The following is a 23,830-nucleotide window of genomic DNA, read 5'->3' as shown; positions in this document are numbered from 1 at the left end:
ATCATGCGGTCTTCCTCAGGGTCCCTTCAGCCGCGATTTTCTAGCGTGGTCGTCATGACAGCCATCGCAGCGCAGCCGGCCGTGGACAGCGGCGCGGCACCGCAGTGGATCAACGACCTCATGGACGCCCTCGGCGCCCCCGGCGCCGGTCTCGCCATCGCTCTGGAGAATCTCTTTCCTCCCCTGCCGAGCGAGGTGATCCTGCCGCTGGCCGGGTTCGCGGCGAGTTCCGGCCGTATGAACCTGATCGCCGTCCTGCTGTGGACGACGGCGGGTTCGGTGATCGGCGCGCTCGCCCTGTACGGGATCGGTGCCCTGCTCGGCCGGGACCGCACGGTGGCGATAGCGGGGAAGCTGCCGTTGGTGAAGGTGTCCGACATAGAGAAGACGGAGGCGTGGTTCCTCAGGCACGGGACCAAGGCGGTGTTCTTCGGCCGGATGATCCCCATCTTCCGCAGTCTGATCTCCGTGCCGGCGGGTGTGGAGCGGATGCGGCTGCCCGTCTTCCTCGCCCTGACCACGCTGGGCAGCGCGATCTGGAACACCGTGTTCGTGCTCGCGGGCTACGCGCTGGGGGACAACTGGTCGGAGGTCTCGGGCATCGCCTCCACCTATTCGAAGGTGATCCTCGCGGCGGCCGCCCTGGCGCTGGTGGTCTTCGTCGTCATGCGGCTGCTGCGGCCGGGGGCCGGTCACCGTCGGCGGGGCCGTGGCGACGACGGGCGGCAGGACATACGGCCGCCGGCCGACGACGACGGTCACCCCGGCACCGGGAGCGGTGCCGGGGACGGGGACGACGGGTTCAGCGGGTCGGGCGCACCGCGCGCAGGAACTCCCGGAGGATCCGCTCACCGGCCAGGACGCCGCGCTCGGGCAAGGCGCTGATCGTCGGAGCCGTCCAGCCGGAGTCGGCCAGTTCGCCGTGGCCCGGGCGCCAGCCGCGGTCGGCGGCGAGGAGCAGGTCGGCGTCGAGGAGCGAGTCTCCGGCGGCGAGGGTGAGTTCGGCGCCGGTGCGGCGGGCCACCTCGCGCACGGCGGCGCTCTTGGTGAGCGGCTTGGGCACGGCGTAGATCTTGCGGCCCTGGAGGGACACGGTCCAGCCGCGGTTCTCGGCCCACACGGCGAGTTCCTTCACCCAGTCCTGGGGCAGCAGGTCGCGTTCGACGACCAGGTAGGCGAAGAGGTCCTCGGCGACCCGGTGCTTGCGCACCCACAGCGGGTCGGCGGTGTTCGTCAGGTGGTCGCGGACCTCGGCGAGCGAGGCGCATTCGTCGGCCAGCCGTGCGGTCACCCGGGCGTGCCAGCCGGGGTCGGAGACGCCGTCCACCAGCAGGTGGCCGCCGTTGGCGCAGATCGCGTACTTCGGCGCGGGGCCCGGGAGGTTGATCCGCTGGTACTGCTTGCGGGTCCGGGTGGTGGTCGGCACGAAGAGGGCCGAGTCGCCGAGGTCGGTCAGCAGTTGGGCGGCCGTCTCGGTCAGGTAGGAGAGGGGTCTGCCCTCGTAGACCTCCACGCACAGCAGGCGGGGTGCCCGCAGGTCGGGCATGGTCAGTCCGAGGGCGGCCGCGGAGTAGATGAGCGTGCGGTCGAGGTCGCTGGCGACGAGTACGGGCATCAGAGCGTCACCGCCTTGCCGTCGGCGCCGGTGGCGCCCCGCGTGTACTGGGGGTGGATCAGCCCGACACAGGTGTACGGGAGGTCGGCGACCTCCTCCACGGGCACGCCCCGCTGTTCGGCCAGCAGGCGGACGTGGTCCAGGTCGGCGCCGGCTCCGGTGCGGGCCAGCACCTTCCACGGGACGCGGCGCAGCATCACCCGCGTGGTCTCGCCGACGCCGGGCTTGACGAGGTTCACGTCGTGGATGCCGTACTCCTCGCTGATGCGCTCGACGGCCGCCCAGCCCTCCCAGGTGGGGGTGCGGTCGGCGGAGAGGAGGTCCTTCGCCTGGGCGTCGACCGTGTCCGTGACGTCGGGGAAGCGGGCGGAGACGGCGTCGAGGAAGTCCGGTGACAGGTCGGCGGCGGCGAGTTCGCGGTAGAACTTCGCGCCGTGGAAGTCGTGCGGGCCGACCAGGTCGGCGCGGAGCACGGTGCGGGATATCAGGCCGGAGACGGTGGAGTTGAGGCAGGCGGAGGGGATGAGGAAGTCGTCACGGGTGCCGTAGGTGCGTACGCAGGAGCCGGGATCGGCCAGTACGGCGATCTCCGGGTCGAAGCCGGTGATGCCGTCGGTGGCCTCGAACGCGCGCAGGGCGGCGGCGAGTTCGCGGGTGATGGCGCCCTTGCCGGTCCAGCCGTCGACGAAGACGACGTCGGCGGGGTCGTGGTGGTCGGCCAGCCAGCGCAGCGCGTTGGCGTCGATGCCGCGGCCCCGGACGATCGACACGGCGTAGTGGGGGAGGTCGAGACCATGGCGGAACTGCGCCCAGCGGCGCATCAGAACGCCGACCGGGGTGCCCGCGCGGGCGAGGGAGACCAGGACGGGGCGGGGCGACCGTTCGGCGAGGACGATCTCGGTGACGGCGCCGACGGCGCGCGCCAGCCGGGCCGCGGACGTCTCGAGCGCCGCGTGGAACAGGTCCTGGTACTGCTCGCTGGGCTGGTACTCCACGGGCAGCGACTCGGCGTAGTGCGCGCCGCCGCTCTGGATCGCCTCCTCGCGCTCCTCGGTCGGCGCCTCCAGCGTCACGTCCGAGAGGTCCTGGAGCAGCCAGCCGACCTCGTCGGGCGCGTACGAGGAGAAGTCGGGGCCGCGCAGGGGCTCGGGCAGCATGGAGGGCCTTTCGGTGTCGTGCGGGGGGCGCGGGACGTACGACGGGACGACCGCGAGCAGGACGTGCGGGACATGGGCGGCGAGCCGGGCCGGCAGTCCGTCCGGGGCGTGCAGAGCGGGGGTGTCGGCGGTCGAGTCGACGACGGCGACGACGGCGTCGAAGCCGCCGCCCGCGACGTTGTAGGCGTAGCGCTCGCCGGGGCCGTCGGCCGGGTCGTCGTGCGCGGGGAAGACCAGACGGGTGCGGATGGCGTAGCCGGGGTCGTCGACGGCGAGGACGGGAGAGCGGGTGGTGGTGGAGTAGCGCACGTCGACCTCGGCGCCGACCGTCTGCTCCAGCGCGTGGGCCAGGCGGAGGGGGGCGTACATGAGCTCCTCGAAGCCGAGGACGAGCACGCGTCGGGCGCCGGCGGGGAGCGCCTCGGCGATCTGTGCCGCCATGGCGGGCAGGGCGGCCTCCAGCCCGGCCCGGTGGGCGGCGGTGAATCCGTGCCGTCCGCCGTCGGGCACGTGGTGCGGCCAGCGCAGCCGGACGCGCTCGACGGATCCGGCCGGTGGCGCGGCCGGAGCGGGGCCGGTCGGCTCGGTGGCCGTCGCCTCGTGCCGGGCGACCAGCTCCTGCCCCTTCTCCAGTACGCCGGGCGGCAGCCGGACCGTGCCGGAGGCGGTGGTCACCAGGTCCACGCGGGCGCCGATCTCCCGGGCGAAGTCGTCCAGCCGGCCGGCGTCCGCGGGCGAGCGCATGTCGACCAGGGCGACCACGACGTACCGCTTGCGGGGATAGCGCTCGTGCAGGGCGCGGACGGTGTTGAGCACCGTGTTGCCGGTGGAGAACTCGTCGTCGACGAGGACCAGCGGCCCGTCTCCGGCGAGCAGCGCCGGGTCCTCGGGCAGCAGGAGGTGGGAGGTCGCGTGCGAGTGGGACTCCTCGAAGCCGCCCGCCCGGGCGACTCCGGCGACCGGACGGCGGGTGGAGTGCAGGTAGGGCGCGGGGCCCAGGCCGTCGGCGACGGAGTGACCGAGTCCGGTGGCGGTCTCCGCGTAGCCGAGGACGACCGCGCGTGCGGCCTCCTCGGCGCCGAGCAGGTCGCGGACGCGTCGGCCGAGGGCGACGCCGTGGCCGTAGACGACGCCGGGCGACTGCGGGACGTGCTTGCCGAGCACGTTGGAGACGAGCAGGTGCGCCCGCTTGGGGTTGCGGCGCAGGGCGAGCCCCAGCAGGCCGGTCAGCGCCTCGTCGCCGGTGAGTCCGACGCCGAGCCGCTCGGCGACCCAGCTGCCGGACCAGACTCCGGCGTGCCTGTCGGCGTGCTCTGCGGCGTCCTTGTCGGCGTGCCCCTCGGCGTGCGCCCGCTCGGTCATCTGCTCGTGCCTCCCGTTGTCCGCCGCGGCGTGGGCCCGGCGTCGGTTGTGGATCGCTTGCGTCCGGTCGCCCGGCGTTCAGTCGGAGAGTCCGGCGGCGAGCAGCTCCACGAAGCCGACGTCCTCGTTCGCCACCCCGAAGACCTCGGCGCGCAGCAGGGTCCGCTCGGCCCAGGCGCGGTGCGGCTTCACCTCGTTCATCTTGTTCGTGTAGGCCGACCTCATCACGCCTCCGCCGCAGCGTTCGGGCCGCAGGATGTCCTGGGCGTCGCTGAACTCCTCGTGGCTGACCACGGACAGTGCGTGCACGGGGAGCACGTGCGAGGGGTGGATGCAGGTCTTGCCCAGCAGGCCGTTGGCCCGGTCCAGGGAGATCTCGCGCAGCAGGCCGTCCATGGAGTGCTCGATGAGCTTCTGGCGCAGTTCGACGGCCTGCCCTTCCAGGAAGGGGCTCTGCCGCAGCTGCGGTTTGAACATCCTCTCCTGGACGCGGAAGTACTCCCACACCGGTCCGGTCACCGTGAATCCGGTGCCGTCGGCGCGGGCGAGCATGTTGACCACGTCGGCGATCACGGAGGCGACGATCTGGACGTCGTAGGCCGTCATGTCGGGGCCCCGGCGCAGCCCGTAGGAGGAGCAGAAGTCGGTCACGCCGAGCCGCAGGGCCAGCACGCGGTCGCGGTACTTGTCGACCGCCCGGAAGATGCCCTCCAGCGTCTGGACCCGGGACTCCCGGTACAGCAGGTCCGGGGACTCGAGCACGGGCATGGCGAAGAGCCTGCGGCCGCTGGTGGCCTCGGCGGCGGCGAGCGCCTCCAGGAAGGGCATGCCGCGTTCCTCGGTGAACTTCGGCAGTACGAACCCGGACAGCAGCCGCACGGCGGGGCCGAGGCGCCGTACGAGGTCGGGTATCTGCTCGGGGGTACGGACCCGGACGAACAGCAGGGGGACGTCGCCGCCGGAACGTTCCGCCAGGTCCGTGAGCTGACGCACGAGGTTCGCCTCGCCGACGGGGACGTCGGCGTCGTCGATCGAGTCCTCCAGGCACAGCACCATCGACACCACTCCGCGCGCGCTCTGCTTCAGGATGTCGTCGGCGAGGCTGGGTCGGGTGGCCGGACTGTAGAGCGTGGCGCCCAGGGCCGCGGAGAGCAGCCTGGCCGGGGAGTCCGCCGTGAAGGAGCAGGGCTCCTGATGAAAGAGACGCTTCCGCACATCAGGGGCTATCTGTCCGAAATGACGCATTTAAACTCCCCCGTGGTGTCTGGGCGACCTGGAATCGCCGAAAGGTGGCCGGTAATAGTACGTAGGTAGTGATGTCGGAGGTTCCCACCGGGCATGAATTCCAGGTAACCCGGCCGTGTCGGCGACGGCGACCCGGGGCGGGCGGACACGGGCCGAGTACCCGCCCCCGCGTTGTCGTGACCAGGACCGAGAGGGCAGGATGACGACATGACGCACGCGATGCTGAAGGGGTCGAACGTCCCGCTGCAAGCCACCACGGTACGCGCCGTGCTGCGCTGGACCCCCGGGCAGGGGGTTCCCGACGTCGACGCCTCCGCGCTGCTGCTGGGGCCGGACGACCGCGTGCGTTCCGACGAGGACTTCGTCTTCTACAACCAGCCACGGCATCCCTCCGGCCAGGTCTGGCGGCTCGGCAAGAAGCGGGTCGCCGAGGGCCTGACCGACACGATCCAGACGGACCTCTCCGGCGTCGAGCCCTCGGTGGGCCGGATCCTGCTGGTCGCGTCGGCGGACGGCGTGACCTTCGACCGCGTCCGGTCGCTGCGCATCCTGCTGCACGACGCGGCGGCCGACGCGGAACCGCTGGCGTACTTCGACGTCACCCCGGAGACCGGCCAGGAGACGGCGCTGATCTGCGGCGAGCTGTATCGGCGCGGGGACGGCTGGAAGTTCCGGGCGCTGGGCGAGGGCTACTCCAACGGGCTCAAGGGCCTGGCGACCGACTTCGGCATCTCGGTGGACGAGTCGGAGGGGGCGGACGACCCGATGTCGGCCCCCCGCCCCGACGCCGCGTCGACGTCCCCCGCAGCCCCTTCCGCCGCCTCCTCTTCCGCCGCCGCCCCCTCCGCCGCGTCCTCGTCCGCCCCCTCGCAGGCCACGCCCGACCAGCCGACGCCCGCCCAGTCCACCCCCGCTCCGCCGGTGGTCGGCCCCGACCACCCGACGGCCGTGCAGCCGCTTCCGGTGCCTTCGCGCCCCCTGCCGCCCGAGCAGCCCACCGGCGTGCCGGCGCAGCCCGCGTACGGCTATCCGCAGCAGCCGGCGACGGCCCAGCCCGCCTACGGCTACCCCCAGCCGGACGCCGGCCGGCCCGGGTACGGGTATCCGCAGGCGCCTGCGGCGGCCGGGGTCGCGGGAGCGCAGTCCGGCTACGGCTATCCACAGCCGGTCACCGGGGCGCCCGATCCGGACTTCCGGCTGCCCCCGCAGGGCCCGCAGTTCGTGGGCCGGTAGCCCCCGCGGACGGCGGCCGGTGGCCGGGGCTCAGCGCTCCGCCTTGCTCTTGTGCCCCCGGCCCCATTGCAGGCCCCAGCCGTACAGCCGGTCCAGCTCGCCCTGGAAGCCGTAGACGAACTTCACCTCGCGGCGGACGAGGATCTCGTCCTTGACGTTCTCGATCATCACCACGGCACAGGACCGGGCCTGCGGATGCCGCTCGTCGAGGCCGATCTCGATGCGCGGCCCGTTGCTCGGGTAGAGCGTGACGACGGCGTGCGTCCGGTCGAAGGCCGGTGTCTGGTCGTAGATGTAGGCGAAGAGCAGCAGGCGCTTGATCTCGTCCTTGTGGTCGAGGTTGACGTAGAGCGTCTCGCCGGAGGCCGAGCCGAAGCGGTCGTCGCCGCTGAGCTTGACGTACGGCGGGGCGTTGACGTCGCCCAGGAAGCCGCCGAGCGGCTGGACCACCCCGCGGGTGCCGTCCTTGAGTTCGTAGAGGCAGCCGAGGTCGAGGTCGACGTTGACCATGCTCTGGCTGTGGCCGACGACCTCGGGGGGCTTGAGCGCCTTGAAGGGGTGCCGCAGCAGGCTCTCCCGCTGCACGCCCGAGATGTCGGAGGTCCGCATCCGCCAGGAGAGGTTGACGCGGAGATTGCCGGTCGCCGCGCCCTGCTTGGTCAGGGAGACCTGACTGTGCCGTTTGGTCAGCTGTATGGAGTTGGTCGCCGCGCTGCCCGAGTCGAACTCGGACTCACGGCCGCGCCACAGCCCGTCCAGGAAGCCCATTCCCGCCCCACCTTCGCGTCACCGCCGACGGGGCGGCCCCGAGGAGTCGTCCTCGTCGGCCGCCCCGCTCAGAGCGTTCCTCGTCCGGGCCGGGTTCACACCAGGGGTGCGGGCGCACCGGGGGCGCGCCCCGGCCCGGGGATCAAGGGTTTCACACCCCGGAGGAGACCTCCGCCTTCTCCTGGTCGCCGTCTCCCCCGGCCGCCGCCAGTGCGCGGTTGCGGCGGACCGAGGAGAAGAAGGACCAGCCGATCAGGGCGACGCCGACGAGGCCGGTGATGATCTCGTGGATCTCGTACTGGATGGTGACCAGCAGGATCACGGCGAGGGCGCCGATGGCGTAGTGGGCGCCGTGCTCCAGGTACACGTAGTCGTCGAGGGTGCCCTGGCGGACCAGGTAGACCGTGAGCGAACGGACGTACATGGCGCCGATGCCGAGGCCGAGGGCCATCAGGACGATGTCGTTGGTGATGGCGAAGGCGCCGATGACGCCGTCGAAGGAGAAGGACGCGTCCAGGACCTCCAGGTAGAGGAACATGAAGAACGCGGCCTTGCCCGCCAGCCTGACGGCCGACTTGGGCTTGCCGGTGCGCGCGGCTTCCTCTTCCTCCTCGTGCTCCCGTTCCTCCTCCTCTTCGAGTTTGTCCTCGAAGTAGCCGGAGAGACCGCCCACGATCATGTAGGTGATCAGGCCCGCGATGCCCGCGAGCAGGACCGTCTCCGCCTTGTCGGCATGGGCGCCGCCGTGCTGGTGGGCGTGGGCGCCGAAGGTGATCGCGGAGACGAGCAGCACGATCAGGGCGATGCAGACCGACAGCATGTCGACCTTGCCGAGCTTGGCCAGCGGACGCTCCAGCCAGGCCAGCCACTTGATGTCCCGGTCCTCGAAGATGAAGTCGAGGAAGATCATCAGAAGGAACATGCCACCGAAGGCGGCGATCGACGGATGGGCGTCCGTCACCAGCTCCTGATAGCGGTCCTTGTCGGTGAGCGCGAGGTCGACGGCCTCGATCGGTCCGAGCTGGGCGCTGATCGCCACGATCACGACCGGGAAGACCAGGCGCATGCCGAACACGGCGATGAGGATGCCGATGGTGAGGAAGATCTTCTGCCAGAAGGCATTCATCTTCTTCAGGATCCCGGCGTTGACCACCGCGTTGTCGAAGGACAGCGAGATCTCCATGATCGAGAGGATCGCGACGATGCCGAAGGCGGTCCACCCCCCGTAGAAGACCGCCGCGACCAGGCCGAGCGCGGTGACCGCGAACGACCAGCCGAAGGTTTTCAGAAGCACTGGCTACCCAATCGTGTGTGTACGGGGCTCCCCCGCGCCGTACTCGGCTTTACGAAACGTTGACTCCGAAGTCTAGAGCGATGCCGCGAAGCCCAGACGCGTACCCCTGCCCCACTGCACGGAACTTCCACTCGCCCTGGTAGCGGTAGAGCTCGCCGAAGATCATCGCGGTCTCCGTGGAGGCGTCCTCACTGAGGTCGTAGCGGGCCAGTTCCTGGCCGTCGGCCTGGTTGACGACCCGGATGAAGGCGTTGCTGACCTGGCCGAAGGTCTGGCCGCGCTCGTCGGCCATATGGATCGAGACCGGGAAGACGATCTTGTCGCAGTGGGCCGGCACCTTGGAGAGGTCGACCAGCAGCGACTCGTCGTCACCGTCGCCCTCGCCGGTGAGGTTGTCGCCGGTGTGCTCGATCGAGCCGTCCGGGCTCTTGAGCTGGTTGTAGAAGACGAACCACTCGTCGCCGAGCACCCGGCCGCTGCTGCACACGAGTGCGCTGGCGTCGAGGTCGAAGGGTGCTCCGGTGGTGGAACGCGCGTCCCAGCCGAGCCCGACCAGTACCTGCGTGAGGTTCGGTGCGGCCTTGGACAGGGAGACGTTGCCGCCCTTGGCAAGCGTGACGCCCATGGTGATGGTCCCTCCCCGGGTGATGGTTCCTGTTTCCTGCGCGTCCGGCGCCGCACGTAAACCGTGCGGCGCCGGACGTGTCGAGACCGTGGCCTCACCGGACGGCCGGGGGCGTCGCCCCGGCCGTCCGGCCGATCGGTCGATCGGTCGCTCAGACGTTCACGCCGAAGTCCTGGGCGATGCCGCGCAGGCCGGAGGCGTAGCCCTGGCCGATGGCCCGGAACTTCCACTCCGCGCCGTGGCGGTACAGCTCGCCGAAGACCATGGCGGTCTCGGTGGAGGCGTCCTCGCTCAGGTCGTAGCGGGCGATCTCGGCCTCGCCGGCCTGGTTGACGACGCGGATGAACGCGTTGCGCACCTGGCCGAAGGACTGCTGGCGGTTCTCGGCGTCGTAGATCGAGACCGGGAAGACGATCTTCTCGATGTCGGCGGGGACCGTGGCGAGGTTGATCTTGATCTGCTCGTCGTCGCCCTCGCCCTCACCGGTGATGTTGTCGCCGGTGTGCTCGACCGATCCGTCCGGGCTCTTCAGGTTGTTGAAGAAGATGAAGTGCGCGTCGCTGGCGACCTTGCCGCCGCTGTTCAGCAGCAGAGCGCTGGCGTCGAGGTCGAAGTCGGTGCCGGTCGTGGTGCGGATGTCCCACCCCAGACCGACGATGACCGCGGTCAGGCCGGGGGCCTCCTTGGTCAGCGAAACGTTGCCGCCCTTGCTGAGGCTGACTCCCACGAGTCCTCCATTGGTGTCCAGGGGCGGGGTGCCCCGTAGTGCGTGGATATCGGATCAACGAGTTGATCCTAGTGACGGGTTCCCGCGCCCCGCAGTCCCCGGAGCCGACCAATCACGTGGTGTCGGCACCCGGCGTCGCCACGCGGGGTCGCCACGCGGTGCCGGCCGGCGGGGCGCCGGTCACAGGGCGTCGAGCGCCTTCACGTACTCGGCCAGGTCACGGGCGTCCGGCAGAGCGTTGACCACGGTCCAGCGGACGACACCCTCCTGGTCGATCACGAAGGTGCCGCGGACGGCGCAACCCTTGTCCTCGTCGAAGACGCCGTAGGCGCGCGAGACGTTGCCGTGCGGCCAGAAGTCGGACAGCAGCGGGTACTCCAGGCCCTCCTGCTCGGCGAAGACGCGCAGGGTGTGGATGGAGTCGTTGGAGACGGCGAGCACCTCGGTGTCGCGGTCGGAGAACTGCGGCAGGTTGTCGCGCACCTCGCACAGTTCGCCGGTGCACACACCGGTGAAGGCGAAGGGGTAGAAGAGCAGCACGACGTTCTTCCGGCCGCGGAACTCGGACAGCCGGACGGTCGCACCGTGGTTGTCCTTGAGTTCGAAGTCGGGGGCCTTGTCGCCGACCTGGATCGCCATGTCCCGTTCGTCCCTTCCGTAGGAAGATCTCCGCGGGAAGATCTCCGTGGGTGATTCGCTGGAAACACCCTACGCAGGGACGGTCGCGGACCCGCGGACGGGCCGACAGCCGTCGGCCGTCGACCCGCCCGGAGTCCGGAACGTCACGGAGCCCGGTCGGGCTACCGCTTGGACTTGGCGGCCTTGGGCGTCGCCAGCCGGCTGCCGCTCCAGTCCTTGCCGACGCTGACGCTCTTGGACGCCGTCAGTCCGGCGGTCGTCGAGGCCTCCGAGATGTCACTGGCCTCGACGTACCCGTCACGGCCGGTCTTCGGCGTGAGAAGGAGGATCGACCCGCCCTCTTCGATGTACGTGGTGGCATCCACCAGCGCATCCGTCAGGTCGCCGTCGTCGTCACGGAACCACAGCACGACGGCATCGGCCACGTCCTCGTAGTCCTCGTCCACCAGCTCGCCCTCGACGGCGCCCTCAATGGCCTCGCGGAGCTCCTGGTCGACGTCGTCGTCGTAGCCGATCTCCTGGACCACCTGCCCGGGCTGGAAACCCAGCCTGGCGGCAGGGTTCGTCCGCTCCTCCGCGTGGTCCGCGGTCGCGCTCACGGGTTGCCTCCTGATCATGTTTCGGTAGATGTCTTCAGCCACGCGCGTGCGCGAGGCTTGGCCGTAGTCCACACGGGCGGGACGGATCGCGCAAGTACCCGGCGTCTGGGACCGCCGAAACGGTGACGATCCCGGCTGTGTCGCCGCAACTCCAACCATGCCGTCCAGCCCGAAGGTGACGTACACCACACCTATCTGCCCCGTTTGCGTATTTGGGAACCATGTGTGGGTACGAGACTCGAATGAACGTGCCCCCGATCCTCACGGGAGAACCGGTTACCCCACGGTACAGATGACGATTGCCCCCGCGAGGTACACGATGGGGAACCGGCGGGGGAATCGGCGCAGAAACCCGGGAAGAACCGGGGAAGAACCCGGAGTGAAACCCGGAAAAACGGCCCTCTGACAGCGAAGGAACAGCGTGGCTTCCGCATCCGATCGCAGTGATCGCAGTCCGATCATCATTGGCGGCCTTCCCAGTCAGGTTCCTGACTTCGACCCCGAGGAAACCCAGGAGTGGCTCGACTCGCTCGACGCCGCCGTCGACGAGCGCGGCCGGGAACGGGCCCGCTATCTGATGCTGCGGCTGATCGAGCGGGCCCGCGAGAAGCGCGTGGCCGTGCCCGAGATGCGCAGCACGGACTACGTCAACACCATCCCGACCAAGAGCGAGCCGTTCTTCCCCGGCAACGAGGAGATCGAGCGCAAGATCCTCAACGCCACCCGCTGGAACGCGGCGGTGATGGTCTCGCGCGCGCAGCGGCCCGGGATCGGCGTCGGCGGCCACATCGCGACCTTCGCCTCCTCCGCCTCCCTGTACGACGTGGGCTTCAACCACTTCTTCCGGGGCAAGGACGAGGGCGACGGCGGAGACCAGGTCTTCTTCCAGGGGCACGCCTCCCCCGGCATCTACGCGCGCGCGTACCTGCTGGACCGGCTGAGCGAGCAGCACCTGGACGGCTTCCGCCAGGAGAAGTCCAAGGCGCCGTACATGCTGTCGTCGTACCCGCATCCGCGGTCGATGCCGGACTTCTGGGAGTTCCCGACGGTCTCCATGGGCCTCGGTCCGATCGGCGCGATCTTCCAGGCGCGGATGAACCGCTACATGCACGCGCGCGGGATCGCGGACACCTCGAAGTCGCACGTGTGGGCCTTCCTCGGCGACGGCGAGATGGACGAGCCGGAGTCGCTGGGCCAGCTGTCCATCGCCGCCCGGGAGGGCCTGGACAACCTGACCTTCGTGGTCAACTGCAACCTCCAGCGCCTGGACGGCCCGGTACGCGGCAACGGCAAGATCATCCAGGAGCTGGAGTCGGTCTTCCGGGGCGCCGGCTGGAACGTGATCAAGCTGGTCTGGGACCGCACCTGGGACCCGCTGCTGGCCCAGGACCGCGACGGCGTGCTGGTCAACCGCATGAACACGACGCCGGACGGCCAGTTCCAGACGTACGCCACCGAGTCCGGCGCCTACATCCGCGACCACTTCTTCGGCGACGACCACCGGCTGCGCGCGATGGTCGAGAACATGACCGACGACCAGATCCTGCACCTGGGCCGCGGCGGTCACGACCACCGCAAGATCTACGCGGCGTACAAGGCGGCGCTGGAGCACAAGGGCCAGCCGACGGTCATCCTGGCCAAGACGATCAAGGGCTGGACGCTGGGCCCGAACTTCGAGGGCCGCAACGCCACGCACCAGATGAAGAAGCTGACGGTCGACGACCTGAAGCGCTTCCGCGACCGGCTGCACCTGCCGATCTCCGACAAGGAGCTGGAGTCCGGCCCGCCGCCGTACTACCACCCGGGCCGGGACACGGAGGAGATGCAGTACATGCACGACCGGCGCCTGGGCTGCGGCGGTTACGTGCCGACCCGGGTCGTGCGGTCGAAGCCGCTGCCGCTGCCGGACGACAAGACGTACGCGACCGTGAAGAAGGGGTCGGGGCAGCAGTCCATCGCGACGACGATGGCCTTCGTGCGCCTGCTGAAGGACCTCATGCGGGACAAGGAACTGGGCAAGCGGTTCGTGCTGATCGCGCCGGACGAGTACCGCACGTTCGGCATGGACTCGTTCTTCCCGAGCGCGAAGATCTACAACCCGCTCGGGCAGCAGTACGAGTCCGTGGACCGCGATCTGCTGCTCGCCTACAAGGAGGCGCCGAACGGGCAGATGCTGCACGACGGCATCTCTGAGGCCGGCTGCACGGCCTCGCTGATCGCGGCGGGCTCGGCGTACGCCACGCACGGCGAACCGCTCATCCCGGTGTACGTCTTCTACTCGATGTTCGGGTTCCAGCGCACCGGTGACCAGTTCTGGCAGATGGGTGACCAGCTGGCGCGCGGTTTCGTCCTGGGCGCGACCGCCGGCCGTACGACGCTGACCGGTGAGGGCCTCCAGCACGCGGACGGACACTCGCAGTTGCTGGCCTCGACCAACCCGGCGTGCGTGGCGTACGACCCCGCCTTCGGGTTCGAGATCGCGCACATCGTCAAGGACGGGCTGCGCCGGATGTACGGCGGCGACGAACAGCACCCGCACGGCGAGGACGTCTTCTACTACCTCACCGTCTACAACGAGCCCATCCGGCACCCGGCCGAGCCCGAGAACGTGGACGTCGAGGGCATCCTCAAGGGCGTCTACCGCTTCAGCGAGGGCACCGGCGGCTCGATCCCGGCGCAGATCATGGCGTCCGGGGTCGCGGTGCCGTGGGCCGTGGAGGCGCAGCGGATCCTCGCCGAGGAGTGGAACGTGCGCGCCGACGTCTGGTCGGCGACCTCCTGGAACGAGCTGCGGCGCGAGGCCGTGGCCTGCGAGGAGCACAACCTGCTGCATCCGGAGGAGGAGCAGCGGGTGCCCTGGGTCACGCGGAAGCTGGCGGGGGCTCAGGGGCCGTTCGTGGCGGTGTCCGACTGGATGCGGTCGGTGCCGGACCAGATCGCGCGGTGGGTGCCGGGGACGTACCAGTCGCTGGGCGCGGACGGGTTCGGCTTCGCGGACACCCGGGGGGCGGCGCGGCGGTTCTTCCACATCGACGCGGAGTCGATCGTGGTGGGCGTGCTGAGCGAGCTGGCCCGGGAGGGGAAGGTCGACCGGTCGGTGCTGAAGCAGGCGATCGACCGGTACCGGCTGCTCGACGTGACCGCGGCCGACCCGGGGGTGGCCGGCGGGGACGCCTAGGACGTACCTCCGTACCCCGCCCTCGTGCCCCGTACGGGGTACCTGGCCGGGGTGGCACAGGGCTCACCCCCGTCCGTAGCGGGCGGGGGTGGGAACATCCGGGCGACAGGTGATGCCGCGGGTACGGCTAGAACATGCCGTGGCCCGGAGTCGTCGCTCCGATGAGCCCGATGAGTGCCAGGAGCGTGTCGATGGCTCCGAGGACCACGGCGACCACGGCCGGCACCGAGCGGGAACCCGCCCAGGTGCGGCCCATCGCGAGCCAGCCGCAGACGATCGCCACGGGGCCGAGGACGATCCCCAGCGCGAAGAACCCGGCGACCGCGCAGACGACTCCGACGATCGCGAGTGTCGCGCGATCCGGCCCGGTCCGTGACCACGTCCGGCCACGTGAGCGGGGGTGCCTGCGCGATCCCTGTCCGAAGCTCGCCATCATCAACTCCCTGAACTCTCCGTGAAGTTCGGGTACCCGCGTATGGCGTGTCATGCCTGCTTCGAACGTGCTGCCTGCGCGCCGCCCCCCTCCGGCAGCGCGCCGCAGCCGCACGCCCTCCGTGCCCTGCGGAGGACGTGACCCACTGTGACCTGCGCGGTCTGGTCGCGGGGAGGGTTCGCGGCCCCTGTCACCCTGATGGACGAAACGGGGACGGGGCCGGCCAACTCCGCGGGCCGGATCAGATGTGGCCCACGCCCGCGCCCGCCTCCGCGTTCTCGCCGCGCTTGGTCAGGAAGGCGACGAACACCGCCACGACCGCGACCCCGGCGGCGACCAGCGAGGCCAGGCTCATGCCGGAGATGAAGGTGTCGTGGGCGACGTCCGCGATCTTCCCGGCGACCTCGGCGGGGGTGCCCGGCGCGACCGGCGGGACACCGACCCGGACCGCCTCGGAAGCCTGGTCCGCCTGTTCCGGCGTCAGCTCGGGCAGCCCCGCGTCCTTCCAGTTGCCGGCCAGGTCGCTGTCGACCTTGGAGGCCATCACGGCGCCCAGCACGGCCGTGCCGAGGCTGCCGCCGATCTGCATCGCCGCCTGCTGGAGGCCGCCGGCCACGCCGGACAGCTCCATCGGCGCGTTGCCGACGATGACCTCGGTGGCGCCGACCATGACGGGCGCGAGGCCGAGGCCGAGGAGGGCGAACCAGAGCGACATCAGACCGCTGCCGGTGTCCGTCTCCAGCGTGGAGATGCCGAACATGGCGACGGCGGTGCACACCATGCCGCCGGCCAGCGGGATACGAGGGCCGACCTTGGTGATCATCGCGCCGGCCAGCGGCGAGGCGACGATCATCATGCCGGTGAGCGGCAGCAGGTGCAGACCGGCGTCGACGGGGCTCATGCCGTGGACGTTCTGCAGGTAGAAGGTGACGAAGAACAGGCCGCCCATGAAGGCGATGGCCATCAGGACCATCAGGACCACACCGGCCGACAGCGGCACCGAGCGGAACATCGCCAGCGGGATCAGCGGCTCCTTCACCTTGGTCTCCCACACGGAGAACAGGACGAAGCCCACCACCGAGCCGGCTATGTACACCCAGGTCTGGCCGGAGCCCCAGCCCCACTCGGGGGCCTTGATCAGCGCCCAGACGAGGGCGAACATCGAGGCCGACAGCAGCACGATGCCGACGACGTCGAAGGAGCGCGGCGCGTTCTCGGCCCGGTGGTCCAGCAGGATCATCACGCCGAGCACGACGGCGACGACGCCCACCGGCACGTTGATGAAGAACACGGACTGCCAGTTGACGTGCTCGACCAGCACGCCGCCGAGGATCGGGCCGCCCGCGGTGGAGGCGCCGATGACCATGCCCCAGATGCCGATGGCCATGTTGAGCTTCTCGGCCGGGAAGGTGGCCCGCAGCAGACCGAGCGCGGCCGGCATCAGCAGCGCGCCGAACAGGCCCTGGAAGACGCGGAAGACGATGACCGCGGCGATGCTGCCGGACAGTCCGATGGCGCCGGAGGAGGCCGCGAAGCCCGCCACGCCGATGAGGAAGGTCTGCCGGTGGCCGAAGCGGTCACCGAGCTTGCCCGCGGTGATCAGGGCGACCGCGAGCGCGAGGAAGTAGGCGTTGGTGATCCACTGGACGTCCGCGAGGCTGGCATCCAGGTCGTCCTGGATGGCCGGGTTGGCGATCGCCACGATGGTGCCGTCCAGGGCCACCATCATGACCCCGACCGCGACGGTGACGAGGGTGACCCACGGATGGCCGCGCCATCCCTTGGCGGGCGCAGAACCCGCCGGGGTGCCGTCACCCGGTCCCGGCTTGTCGATGGTGGTCTGACTAGTCATACCGCCGAGGCTAATGACAGCCTCTGACAGTTGACAAACCAATTCACGAGTCAGTAACTGACAGGACATCCCCCATATAGCCTGAACTGGGGAAACCGTACGAAGGAGACGACTTTTGAAGGTGGCCGGCACGTCGGCGCCCTCGGAGACCGCACCGGCGGCCTCCCGTCCCGGCCTGCGCGAACTCAAGAAACAGCGCACCCGGGACCTGCTGCTGCGCTCCGCCCTCGAACTGTTCACCGAGCGCGGTTACGAGGAGACGACCGTCGACGACATCGCCGAGGCCGCCGACGTCTCGCAGCGCACCTTCTTCCGGTACTTCGCCTCCAAGGAGGACGCGGCGTTCTTCGTGGCCCGGCTCGCGGAGTCGCACTTCGTCCAGGCCGTGCTCGCCCGCCCGCCCGAGGAGGCGCCCCTGGACGCGCTGCGCCGGGCGCTCGCGGAGAGCTGGAGCACCATCGGCGAGGCGGTCGAGCAGCTGGTCCCGCTCGAGCTGCACATGCGCTTCTACCGGGTGATCGAGTCGACACCCGCGCTGCTCGCCGCGCACCTGCGACGCGCGACGGAGCTGGAGGAGGAGATCGCCCGGGTCGTCGCCGTCCGCGAGGGCCTCGACGTGGACGGCGACCCGCGGCCCCGGGTGGTCGTGGCCGTCTTCGGAGCGGTGATGCGGGTCACCGAGCGGATCTGGTCGGCGCGCGACGACGCGAGCCCGGCGGCCCTGCGGGACCTGACGGCCGATTACCTCGACCAGGTGGCGCCCGCGCTCACCGGGAACTGGCGCCGCGCCGAAACGTGATCCGTGTCACTGGATTCACGCGAGACCGGCCCGTTCTCCTAGTGTGTCCTCCCAGTGACTTCCTTCGACACCTCCCCGCAGCTGAACGTCTGGCGCGTACTGCTCGCCCTGGCCGTGGTGTTCGTGATGCTGGCGACCACCGGCTGGACCGCCCTGCGCGACCAGCGGGGCCCCACCGCACTCGAAGCGTCCGTCGCGGCCTGGGAGCACGGCCGGATCGACGGACGGCGGCTGCCCGACGCCCAGGCCGCGCCCGCCCGGCTGGCCCGCTTCTTCGCCTCGCTCACCGCATGGCAGCGCACCAGCCTGGCCCACCGGTATCCCCTGGCCGTCGGCAACATGAACGGCGCACCCGTCCAACTGCGCTACCTCGCCAACCGCTCCGCGCTGGAGAAGGCGCGGTCGGTGGAGCGGGAGCGCACGCACGACAAGCGGCTGTCCCCGGCCGGGCAGCGCGAGGCCGGCAGACGGATGCACAACTACGAGGCGCTGCTCGACCCCGGCCGGCACATCCTCGCCTTCGACCCGGCGGGCTCGGGCCGGGTCGCCGAGGTCTTCGGGAACCTGGACCGCGCCGAGCGCGTGTCCGTCGTCGTGCCCGGCGTGGACACCGAACTGCTCACCTTCCAGCGCACCGACCGCAAGCGGTACGCGGCGCCCGTCGGCATGGCGAAGTCGCTGTACGCGGCCGAGCGTGCGGCGAGCCCCGGCACCGGCACGGCCGTGATCGCCTGGGCCGACTACACCTCGCCCAGCGGCCTCGGCATGGAGGCGGCCACCGCGAACCGCGCCGCGCACGGGGCCGTACGGCTGAACGCGCTGCTGCGGGCGCTGCCCGGCAAGGCCCCGGTCTCCCTCTTCTGCCACAGCTACGGCTCGGTGGTGTGCGGCCTCGCCGCCGGCACGCTCCCCTCGCGGGTGACCGACATAGCGGTGGCCGGCAGTCCCGGCATGCGCGCCGAGAACGCCTCCCGCCTGGACACCTCCGCCCGCGTATGGGCGATGCGGGACGCCGACGACTGGATCCAGGACGTGCCGTACCTGGAGGTCGGCGGCCTCGGGCACGGCGCCGATCCGGTGTCCGCCGGTTTCGGGGCGCGGGTGCTGTCCGCGCGGGACGCCCAGGGCCACAGCGGCTACTTCGTGCCGGGCACGGACAGCCTGCGGAACTTCGCGGGGATCGGGGTTGGCGCATACCGCACGGTCGCCTGCGCCGGCGAGGACGACACATGCCGGGCGGGTTTGTCCGTGGCTACGGCGGCCGGACGCGCGTAGAGGCGCAGAAACTCCGGTTTGCACGGGGAGGGGACGGGAAGGCTCGTGCCGCATACGATGAGCCGCATGGGTGACGTACTGGCCGGATTTCATGCCGCCTGGGAGTTCGAGTCCGACTCCGTGCTCATCCGCTACGAACGGGGGATTCGAACACCCAAGCTGTTCCAGGCCCTGGGAGAACGCCGGGTGCCCCTGGAGGCGATCGAGGGCGTGACGCTCACGCCCGGCAGGCGCGGCACCGTCGTACTGCGCGTCGAACCGCGCGCGGGCGCCGATCCCCTGATCGAGGCGGCGGCCGGACAGCTGAAGGAGGGCGGCGACCCCTACCGGCTGGTGCTGCCCGCCGAACGGGAGACACTCGCGGAGTACTACGCCGACGAGCTGCGGGCGCTGCTGACCGAGTCCGGCAGGACCGAGCGCTACCTGGTGGCCCCGCCCGAGGCGCCGCTGCACTTCAAGGCCTACGACGGGAAGGCGTCCTTCGACGGGAAGGCCGTCTCCTTCCGGTGGTCCTGGACGGGCGCGTCGTCGGCGAAGTGGAAGGCCGGCGACCAGAGCTTCCCGATCGCCGACCTGGGCGGGGTGGAGTGGCGCTCCCCCGAGATGTTCGAGGGGTACCTGCGGCTGCTGCCGCGCGACGCCGACGCGTCGGCGGCCGCGGGGGCCGCGCAGGCCGTCCCCCAGGCCGACCAGGACCCGGCGGCGGTCGTGTTCGGGCTGGGGTACGGGCCGGTGCACGAGTCGCTGCCGTTCGCGGCGGCGGTGCTGGCGGCGGTGCGGGAACGGGGCGCGAGCGCCCCGGTGCCGATTACCGTGCCGGCGCCCCGGCGGGACCCGGCCGACATCGCCGAGCGGATCCGGCACCTTGGGGAGCTGCATCAGCAGGGGCTGGTGACGGACGAGGAGTTCTCCTCGAAGAAGGCGGAGTTGCTGGCGGAGCTTTGAGCGTCTGTTTCTACTCCCGTCCGGCGGAAGCGAACGTCATGTCCGCGTAGCGGTCCCCCGCGACCTTCTCCGCGATCGGCTCCAGCAGGGACAGCTCGGCCTCCGTCAGGACGAGCCGGGTCGCCGCCGTGTTCTCCTCCACCCGGGCCGGCTTGCGGGTGCCCGGGATCGGGATCACCGGCAGGCCGTGGACCTGGGCCCGCTGCTGGACCCAGGCCAGGGCGATCTGGCCGAGGGTGGCGTCGTGGGCCTCGGCGACCGCCCGGACCGGGGTGAGAAGGGCCGCGTTAACCGCCGCGTTGTCGCCGGTGAACCGGGGCTGCTGACGGCGGAAGTCACCGTCGGTGAGGTCCTGTTCGGCGTTGGCGAAGGAACCGGTGAGGAAGCCCCGGCCGAGCGGGGAGTACGGGACGAGGGTCACGCCCAGTTCGCGGGCGGCCGGTACCACGCCCGCCTCGATGTCCCGGCTGAACAGCGACCACTCCGACTGCACCGCGGCGATGGGGTGCACCGTCTGCGCGGCCCGCAGCTCGTCCCCCGTCACCTCGCTCAGCCCGAGCTGCTTGACCTTGCCCTCGCGGACCAGGTCGGCCATGACGGCGACGGTCTCCTCGATCGGCACGTTCACGTCCCGCCGGTGCATGTAGTAGAGGTCGATCACGTCGAGGTCCAGACGGCGCAGGCTCGCCTCGACGGCCTCCCGGATGTACGGCGCGTCGTTGCGGATGATCCGCTTGGTCGGGTCGTCCGGCGGGATGGACAGGGCGAACTTGGTCGCGACGACGACCTCGTCGCGGTGGGCCTTGAAGAACGGCGCGAGGAACCGCTCGTTCTCGCCGGCGCCGTACGCGTCCGCGGTGTCGTAGAGCGTCACGCCCAGCTCCAGCGCCCGCTCCAGGGTGGCGCGGGAGGCCTCGGTGTCCGTGGGGCCGTAGGCGAAGCTCATGCCCATGCAGCCCAGGCCCTGGGCGCCGACCTCCGGGCCGCCCGCGCCGAGCCGTGCCGTCGGGATCCTGCTGTCGGTCATCGGTCCCTCTCCCCTTCACGGGCACGTCCGGCGTCCCCGTAGAAACTGATCTTGCGGTCGAGTACGGCGACGGTGTCCTGCAGCTCGGCGATCCGCGTCAGCACGTCGCGCCGGGTGGACTCCAGCAGCTCCCGCCGGTCGAGGTAGGTGCTCTCGCCCTCACGCACCATCTCGGCGTACCGCACCATGTCGGCGACCGGCATGCCGGTCATCCGCAGCTTGCCGACGAAGCCGAGCCAGTCCAGGTCGCGGTTGCTGTAGCGGCGCTGCCCGGTGTGCGAGCGGTCGATGTGGGACATCAGGCCGATCCGCTCGTACCAGCGCAGCGTGTGGGCCGTCAGGCCGGTGAACGCGACGACCTCGCTGATGGTGTAGCTGTCCTGCCCGTCGGGGCGCGGGTGGCGCGGGGGCGGGGCGGAACAGACGTCCGTTCCGGTGGCGTCACTGGTGGCGTCACTGGTGGCGTTCGGCACGAGGGTCCCGGCCGTGGTCTGCATCACCGTCATGACCGTAACGCTATGACCTTGGAGTGCACTCCAGGCAAGCGCCTCCGGCCGGAACCCGCCGTCGGGAAATCCGCGGGACACACGAGCCGGCGGGTCACTAGCGTGCGGGCATGAGTCTCGTACGCCGTGCCGTGGCCGAGGACGCGGAGGAAGTGCTCCGCCTCCGACAGGTGATGATCGCTTCCGTGAGCCCCGACGCTCCCACCGACTGGCAGGCGGGATCACTGCCCGGCCTGCGGTTGAGACTGGCCGATCCGGGCGGGGGCTTCGCGGCGTTCGTGGTCGACCACCCGGACCGGCCGGACGCGCTGGCGGCGCTGGTGGTGGGGACGCTGGAGTACCGGATCGGCGGTCCTAACAGGCCGGGCGGGCTGCTCGGGTACGTCTTCAGCGTCGCCACCGACCCGGACGCCCGGCGCCGCGGGTACGCGCGGGCGTGCATGGACGAGTTGCTGGCGTGGTTCCGCGAGCGCGGCGCGGGGCACGTCATGCTGACGGCCTCCCCCGACGCCGAGCCCCTCTACGCGTCGATGGGCTTCACCCGCGACGCGACCCCCTCGATGCGGCTGTATCTCTGAGCCGCTTAGGCTCGGTGCCATGTCCTTGAAGAGCCTCGCGTCGATCGAGAACTGGCCGGTCCCCACCGCCGCGGCGGGCGTCGTACGGGCCGACGGCACCGTCCTCGGCACCCACGGCCCGGCCGCGCACCGCTTCCCGCTCGCCTCGGTCACCAAGCCGCTGGCGGCCTACGCGGCGCTGGTGGCGTACGAGGAGGGCGCGATCGAGCTGGACGAGCCCGCCGGTCCGCCCGGGGCGACGGTCCGCCACCTGCTCGCGCACACCTCGGGCCTGGCCTTCGACGAGCACCGGGTGACGGCCCCGCCCGGGGACCGCCGGCTGTACTCCAACGCCGGTTTCGAGCAGCTCGGCGACCACATCGCGAAGGCGGCGGACATGCCGTTCGCCGAGTACGCGCGGCAGGCGGTGCTGGAGCCGCTGGGCATGGCGCACACCTCCCTCGAGGGCTCCCCGGCGAAGGACGGCGTGTCGACGGTCGGGGACCTGCTCCGCTTCGCCGCCGAGGTCCAGGCGCCGCGCCTGCTGGACCCGCGCACGGTCGCCGAGGCGATGACGGTCCAGTACCCGGGCACGAAGGGCGTGCTGCCGGGCTACGGCCACCAGAACCCCAACGACTGGGGCCTCGGCTTCGAGATCCGCGACGGCAAGTCCCCGCACTGGACGGGCTCCGCCTCCTCCCCGCGCACCTTCGGCCACTTCGGCCAGTCCGGCACGTTCCTGTGGATCGACCCGGACTCCGCCCTGGCCTGCGTGGCCCTCACCGACCGCGCCTTCGGCCCCTGGGCGGTCGAGGCGTGGCCACCCTTCACGGACGCGGTACTGGCGGAGGCACGGGGCTGACCCGGCCGCGATGGGCTACCACCTGGGCCTCTACCGCTTCACCGACGGCGAACCGGCCGAGCCCGACCTGGATGTGGTCCGTGCGGTGCTCTCGCCCGTCCGGGCCGGGCAGGAGAAGGACGACGACGCCACGGAGTACTGGATCCGTGCCGCTGACGGCAGCGAGGTCGAGATCGGCGTCTTCGCGGAATTCATCAGCGTGGTACGTCCCCAGGTCGGCGACGTATGGAAGATCATCATCGAGCTGGTGGACCGACTCCGCGCGGGGATCCTCATCCCCGACGGTACGTTCCTGTGCCCGGAGGACATGCGCGCGCACCTTCCCGAGGGGATGGAGAGCAGTTCCGTCTTCGTACCGGCAGTCACTCTCGCCGCCTTCGAGCGCGCTGCGGGTCCGTTCATGGACCCGCTGACCTGACCCGCGCTCCGGCCCCGTCAGGGCGCCGCCATCTCCCACACCAGCACCTCGGCCCGCGTCACCGCCACCGCGTCCAGCGCCTCGGCGTCCGTGACGCGGGCCGCGTCGCCCGGGCCCAGGGTCTCGCCGCCCAGCGTCAACTCACCCCGCACCACGTGCACGTACACGTACGCCCCGTCCGGCACCGCGGTCCGCTCCCCCGCGGTCAGGCGGCGTACGTGGAGCATCGCGCCGGCCTCGGGGACGGCGTACGGGGTGGAGTCCGCGATGCCCCGGACGATCTCGTAGGCGGGGTCGCCGCCGGGGTCCAGCGGGGCCAGCCACATCTGGACGAAGGTGAGGGGGACGGCGGCGTCGTTGCGCTCGACGTGGCGGACGCCTGCCGCCGAACTGAGGCGTTGCACGTCCCCGGCGCGGACCACCGTCTCGTGGCCGGTGCTGTCGCGGTGGGTCAGCTCGCCCTCCACGACCCAGGTGACGATCTCGGTGTGGCTGTGCGGGTGCTCGTCGAAGCCCGCGCCGGGGGCGAGGCGCTCCTCGTTGCAGGCGAGCAGGGCGCCGAAACGGAGGTTGTCGGGGTCGTAGTGGGGGCCGAAGGAGAAGGCGTGGCGGGAGGTGATCCCGGCTGCCGGATCACCGCCCGGGTAGCGCTCGTCGGCGCGGCGTACGTCCATCACGTCGTTCACGGTAGCCCCGGCGGCACACCCGCCCGGC

Annotated in this window: 23 protein-coding genes; 9 read left to right on the top strand and 14 right to left on the bottom strand. The window is 70.9% G+C overall.

Annotated features, from left to right (window positions below; all coding sequences use genetic code 11):
- The first annotated feature begins 54 nt into the window (after positions 1–54).
- On the top strand, positions 55–885 hold the full coding sequence (locus tag Sru02f_RS07175) for a DedA family protein (RefSeq protein ID WP_167469498.1): 831 nt from the start codon (positions 55–57) through the stop codon (positions 883–885).
- Here Sru02f_RS07175 and Sru02f_RS07170 read toward each other — a convergent pair.
- From Sru02f_RS07170 to Sru02f_RS07160, 3 genes are all read right to left on the bottom strand, one after another.
- Positions 803–1,615 (bottom strand): HAD family hydrolase, encoded by an 813-nt coding sequence (locus Sru02f_RS07170; RefSeq protein WP_109031616.1) that lies wholly within the window; start codon positions 1,613–1,615, stop codon positions 803–805. The two genes, Sru02f_RS07175 and Sru02f_RS07170, sit on opposite strands and share 83 nt — an antisense overlap.
- Positions 1,615–4,134: a phosphoribosyltransferase gene (locus Sru02f_RS07165; protein WP_109031615.1), complete on the bottom strand. Its 2,520-nt coding sequence runs from the start codon at positions 4,132–4,134 to the stop codon at positions 1,615–1,617. The genes Sru02f_RS07170 and Sru02f_RS07165 overlap by 1 nt, the downstream gene beginning before the upstream one ends.
- Positions 4,135–4,212: 78 nt before the next feature.
- Positions 4,213–5,379, bottom strand: a complete 1,167-nt coding sequence (locus Sru02f_RS07160; RefSeq protein ID WP_109031614.1) for an HpcH/HpaI aldolase/citrate lyase family protein — start codon at positions 5,377–5,379, stop codon at positions 4,213–4,215.
- A 207-nt stretch (positions 5,380–5,586) separates the two neighbouring features.
- Between Sru02f_RS07160 and Sru02f_RS07155 the strand changes: the two genes are divergently transcribed.
- Positions 5,587–6,612, top strand: coding sequence for a TerD family protein (locus Sru02f_RS07155; protein ID WP_109031613.1), 1,026 nt, complete (start codon positions 5,587–5,589; stop codon positions 6,610–6,612).
- Between the two features lie 30 nt (positions 6,613–6,642).
- Here the strand turns inward: Sru02f_RS07155 and Sru02f_RS07150 are convergent, their stop codons facing one another.
- The 6 genes from Sru02f_RS07150 to Sru02f_RS07125 all read right to left on the bottom strand — a co-directional run bounded on the left by Sru02f_RS07150 (position 6,643) and on the right by Sru02f_RS07125 (position 11,264).
- On the bottom strand, positions 6,643–7,380 hold the full coding sequence (locus Sru02f_RS07150) for a TerD family protein (RefSeq protein WP_003976439.1): 738 nt from the start codon (positions 7,378–7,380) through the stop codon (positions 6,643–6,645).
- 151 nt (positions 7,381–7,531) lie between these two features.
- Positions 7,532–8,674: a DUF475 domain-containing protein gene (locus tag Sru02f_RS07145; protein WP_109031612.1), complete on the bottom strand. Its 1,143-nt coding sequence runs from the start codon at positions 8,672–8,674 to the stop codon at positions 7,532–7,534.
- 49 nt (positions 8,675–8,723) lie between these two features.
- Positions 8,724–9,299: a TerD family protein gene (locus Sru02f_RS07140; RefSeq protein WP_003976437.1), complete on the bottom strand. Its 576-nt coding sequence runs from the start codon at positions 9,297–9,299 to the stop codon at positions 8,724–8,726.
- Positions 9,300–9,450: 151 nt separating this feature from the next.
- Positions 9,451–10,026, bottom strand: a complete 576-nt coding sequence (locus Sru02f_RS07135) for a calcium homeostasis/redox stress adaptation protein (protein ID WP_003976436.1) — start codon at positions 10,024–10,026, stop codon at positions 9,451–9,453.
- A gap of 180 nt (positions 10,027–10,206) precedes the next feature.
- On the bottom strand, positions 10,207–10,665 hold the full coding sequence (locus Sru02f_RS07130; protein WP_003976435.1) for a peroxiredoxin: 459 nt from the start codon (positions 10,663–10,665) through the stop codon (positions 10,207–10,209).
- Between the two features lie 161 nt (positions 10,666–10,826).
- On the bottom strand, positions 10,827–11,264 hold the full coding sequence (locus tag Sru02f_RS07125; protein ID WP_007449195.1) for a DUF3052 domain-containing protein: 438 nt from the start codon (positions 11,262–11,264) through the stop codon (positions 10,827–10,829).
- Between the two features lie 421 nt (positions 11,265–11,685).
- Here Sru02f_RS07125 and aceE point away from each other — a divergent pair, with 421 nt between their 5' ends.
- Entirely contained in the window at positions 11,686–14,442 is a 2,757-nt protein-coding gene (aceE, locus tag Sru02f_RS07120) for a pyruvate dehydrogenase (acetyl-transferring), homodimeric type (RefSeq protein WP_109031611.1), read from the top strand.
- Positions 14,443–14,569: 127 nt separating this feature from the next.
- On the opposite strand, the gene Sru02f_RS07115 is transcribed toward aceE, so the two are convergent.
- Together Sru02f_RS07115 and Sru02f_RS07110 are read right to left on the bottom strand one after the other, a co-directional pair.
- Positions 14,570–14,878 (bottom strand): small hydrophobic protein, encoded by a 309-nt coding sequence (locus Sru02f_RS07115; RefSeq protein ID WP_109031610.1) that lies wholly within the window; start codon positions 14,876–14,878, stop codon positions 14,570–14,572.
- A gap of 238 nt (positions 14,879–15,116) precedes the next feature.
- The gene (locus Sru02f_RS07110) at positions 15,117–16,727 is read right to left on the bottom strand and encodes an MFS transporter (RefSeq protein ID WP_109031609.1); all 1,611 of its coding nucleotides are present in this window, start codon (positions 16,725–16,727) and stop codon (positions 15,117–15,119) included.
- A gap of 115 nt (positions 16,728–16,842) precedes the next feature.
- On the opposite strand from Sru02f_RS07110, the gene Sru02f_RS07105 reads away from it, so the two are divergent.
- The 3 genes from Sru02f_RS07105 to Sru02f_RS07095 all read left to right on the top strand — a co-directional run bounded on the left by Sru02f_RS07105 (position 16,843) and on the right by Sru02f_RS07095 (position 19,746).
- Complete coding sequence (locus Sru02f_RS07105; protein WP_109031608.1) at positions 16,843–17,526, top strand: TetR family transcriptional regulator; 684 nt, start codon at positions 16,843–16,845, stop codon at positions 17,524–17,526.
- Positions 17,527–17,580: 54 nt separating this feature from the next.
- Positions 17,581–18,801, top strand: coding sequence for an alpha/beta hydrolase family protein (locus Sru02f_RS07100; RefSeq protein WP_109031607.1), 1,221 nt, complete (start codon positions 17,581–17,583; stop codon positions 18,799–18,801).
- Between the two features lie 66 nt (positions 18,802–18,867).
- The gene (locus tag Sru02f_RS07095; RefSeq protein WP_109031606.1) at positions 18,868–19,746 is read left to right on the top strand and encodes a DUF4429 domain-containing protein; all 879 of its coding nucleotides are present in this window, start codon (positions 18,868–18,870) and stop codon (positions 19,744–19,746) included.
- 10 nt (positions 19,747–19,756) lie between these two features.
- Here the strand turns inward: Sru02f_RS07095 and Sru02f_RS07090 are convergent, their stop codons facing one another.
- Together Sru02f_RS07090 and Sru02f_RS07085 are read right to left on the bottom strand one after the other, a co-directional pair.
- Positions 19,757–20,773: an aldo/keto reductase gene (locus Sru02f_RS07090; RefSeq protein ID WP_109031605.1), complete on the bottom strand. Its 1,017-nt coding sequence runs from the start codon at positions 20,771–20,773 to the stop codon at positions 19,757–19,759.
- Positions 20,770–21,279: a MerR family transcriptional regulator gene (locus tag Sru02f_RS07085; protein ID WP_174855058.1), complete on the bottom strand. Its 510-nt coding sequence runs from the start codon at positions 21,277–21,279 to the stop codon at positions 20,770–20,772. The genes Sru02f_RS07090 and Sru02f_RS07085 overlap by 4 nt, the downstream gene beginning before the upstream one ends.
- Positions 21,280–21,389: 110 nt before the next feature.
- Here Sru02f_RS07085 and Sru02f_RS07080 point away from each other — a divergent pair, with 110 nt between their 5' ends.
- The 3 genes from Sru02f_RS07080 to Sru02f_RS07070 are packed head-to-tail and all read left to right on the top strand — an operon-like array spanning position 21,390 to position 23,116.
- The gene (locus Sru02f_RS07080; protein ID WP_109031603.1) at positions 21,390–21,857 is read left to right on the top strand and encodes a GNAT family N-acetyltransferase; all 468 of its coding nucleotides are present in this window, start codon (positions 21,390–21,392) and stop codon (positions 21,855–21,857) included.
- A gap of 19 nt (positions 21,858–21,876) precedes the next feature.
- The gene (locus tag Sru02f_RS07075; protein ID WP_109031602.1) at positions 21,877–22,698 is read left to right on the top strand and encodes a serine hydrolase domain-containing protein; all 822 of its coding nucleotides are present in this window, start codon (positions 21,877–21,879) and stop codon (positions 22,696–22,698) included.
- A gap of 10 nt (positions 22,699–22,708) precedes the next feature.
- Positions 22,709–23,116, top strand: coding sequence for a hypothetical protein (locus tag Sru02f_RS07070; protein ID WP_109031601.1), 408 nt, complete (start codon positions 22,709–22,711; stop codon positions 23,114–23,116).
- Positions 23,117–23,133: 17 nt separating this feature from the next.
- Here the strand turns inward: Sru02f_RS07070 and Sru02f_RS07065 are convergent, their stop codons facing one another.
- Positions 23,134–23,790, bottom strand: a complete 657-nt coding sequence (locus tag Sru02f_RS07065) for a pirin family protein (protein ID WP_109031600.1) — start codon at positions 23,788–23,790, stop codon at positions 23,134–23,136.
- Positions 23,791–23,830: the final 40 nt, after the last annotated feature.

Origin of the sequence: Streptomyces rubrogriseus (genome assembly GCF_027947575.1) — a bacterium.
GTDB lineage: Bacteria > Actinomycetota > Actinomycetes > Streptomycetales > Streptomycetaceae > Streptomyces > Streptomyces rubrogriseus.
The sequence above is the reverse complement of the archived record's forward strand: the minus strand, read 5'-3'. Positions and strand labels throughout refer to the sequence as shown.

Coding starts and splice junctions, on each gene's coding strand:
- Sru02f_RS07175 (WP_167469498.1), top strand. CDS start 55: ATGACAGCCATCGCAGCGCAGCCGGCCGTGGACAGCGGCGCGGCACCG.
- Sru02f_RS07170 (WP_109031616.1), bottom strand. CDS start 1,615: ATGCCCGTACTCGTCGCCAGCGACCTCGACCGCACGCTCATCTACTCC.
- Sru02f_RS07165 (WP_109031615.1), bottom strand. CDS start 4,134: ATGACCGAGCGGGCGCACGCCGAGGGGCACGCCGACAAGGACGCCGCA.
- Sru02f_RS07160 (WP_109031614.1), bottom strand. CDS start 5,379: ATGCGTCATTTCGGACAGATAGCCCCTGATGTGCGGAAGCGTCTCTTT.
- Sru02f_RS07155 (WP_109031613.1), top strand. CDS start 5,587: ATGACGCACGCGATGCTGAAGGGGTCGAACGTCCCGCTGCAAGCCACC.
- Sru02f_RS07150 (WP_003976439.1), bottom strand. CDS start 7,380: ATGGGCTTCCTGGACGGGCTGTGGCGCGGCCGTGAGTCCGAGTTCGAC.
- Sru02f_RS07140 (WP_003976437.1), bottom strand. CDS start 9,299: ATGGGCGTCACGCTTGCCAAGGGCGGCAACGTCTCCCTGTCCAAGGCC.
- Sru02f_RS07130 (WP_003976435.1), bottom strand. CDS start 10,665: ATGGCGATCCAGGTCGGCGACAAGGCCCCCGACTTCGAACTCAAGGAC.
- Sru02f_RS07115 (WP_109031610.1), bottom strand. CDS start 14,878: ATGATGGCGAGCTTCGGACAGGGATCGCGCAGGCACCCCCGCTCACGT.
- Sru02f_RS07110 (WP_109031609.1), bottom strand. CDS start 16,727: ATGACTAGTCAGACCACCATCGACAAGCCGGGACCGGGTGACGGCACC.
- Sru02f_RS07095 (WP_109031606.1), top strand. CDS start 18,868: ATGGGTGACGTACTGGCCGGATTTCATGCCGCCTGGGAGTTCGAGTCC.
- Sru02f_RS07090 (WP_109031605.1), bottom strand. CDS start 20,773: ATGACCGACAGCAGGATCCCGACGGCACGGCTCGGCGCGGGCGGCCCG.
- Sru02f_RS07085 (WP_174855058.1), bottom strand. CDS start 21,279: ATGACGGTGATGCAGACCACGGCCGGGACCCTCGTGCCGAACGCCACC.
- Sru02f_RS07080 (WP_109031603.1), top strand. CDS start 21,390: ATGAGTCTCGTACGCCGTGCCGTGGCCGAGGACGCGGAGGAAGTGCTC.
- Sru02f_RS07075 (WP_109031602.1), top strand. CDS start 21,877: ATGTCCTTGAAGAGCCTCGCGTCGATCGAGAACTGGCCGGTCCCCACC.
- Sru02f_RS07070 (WP_109031601.1), top strand. CDS start 22,709: ATGGGCTACCACCTGGGCCTCTACCGCTTCACCGACGGCGAACCGGCC.
- Sru02f_RS07065 (WP_109031600.1), bottom strand. CDS start 23,790: ATGGACGTACGCCGCGCCGACGAGCGCTACCCGGGCGGTGATCCGGCA.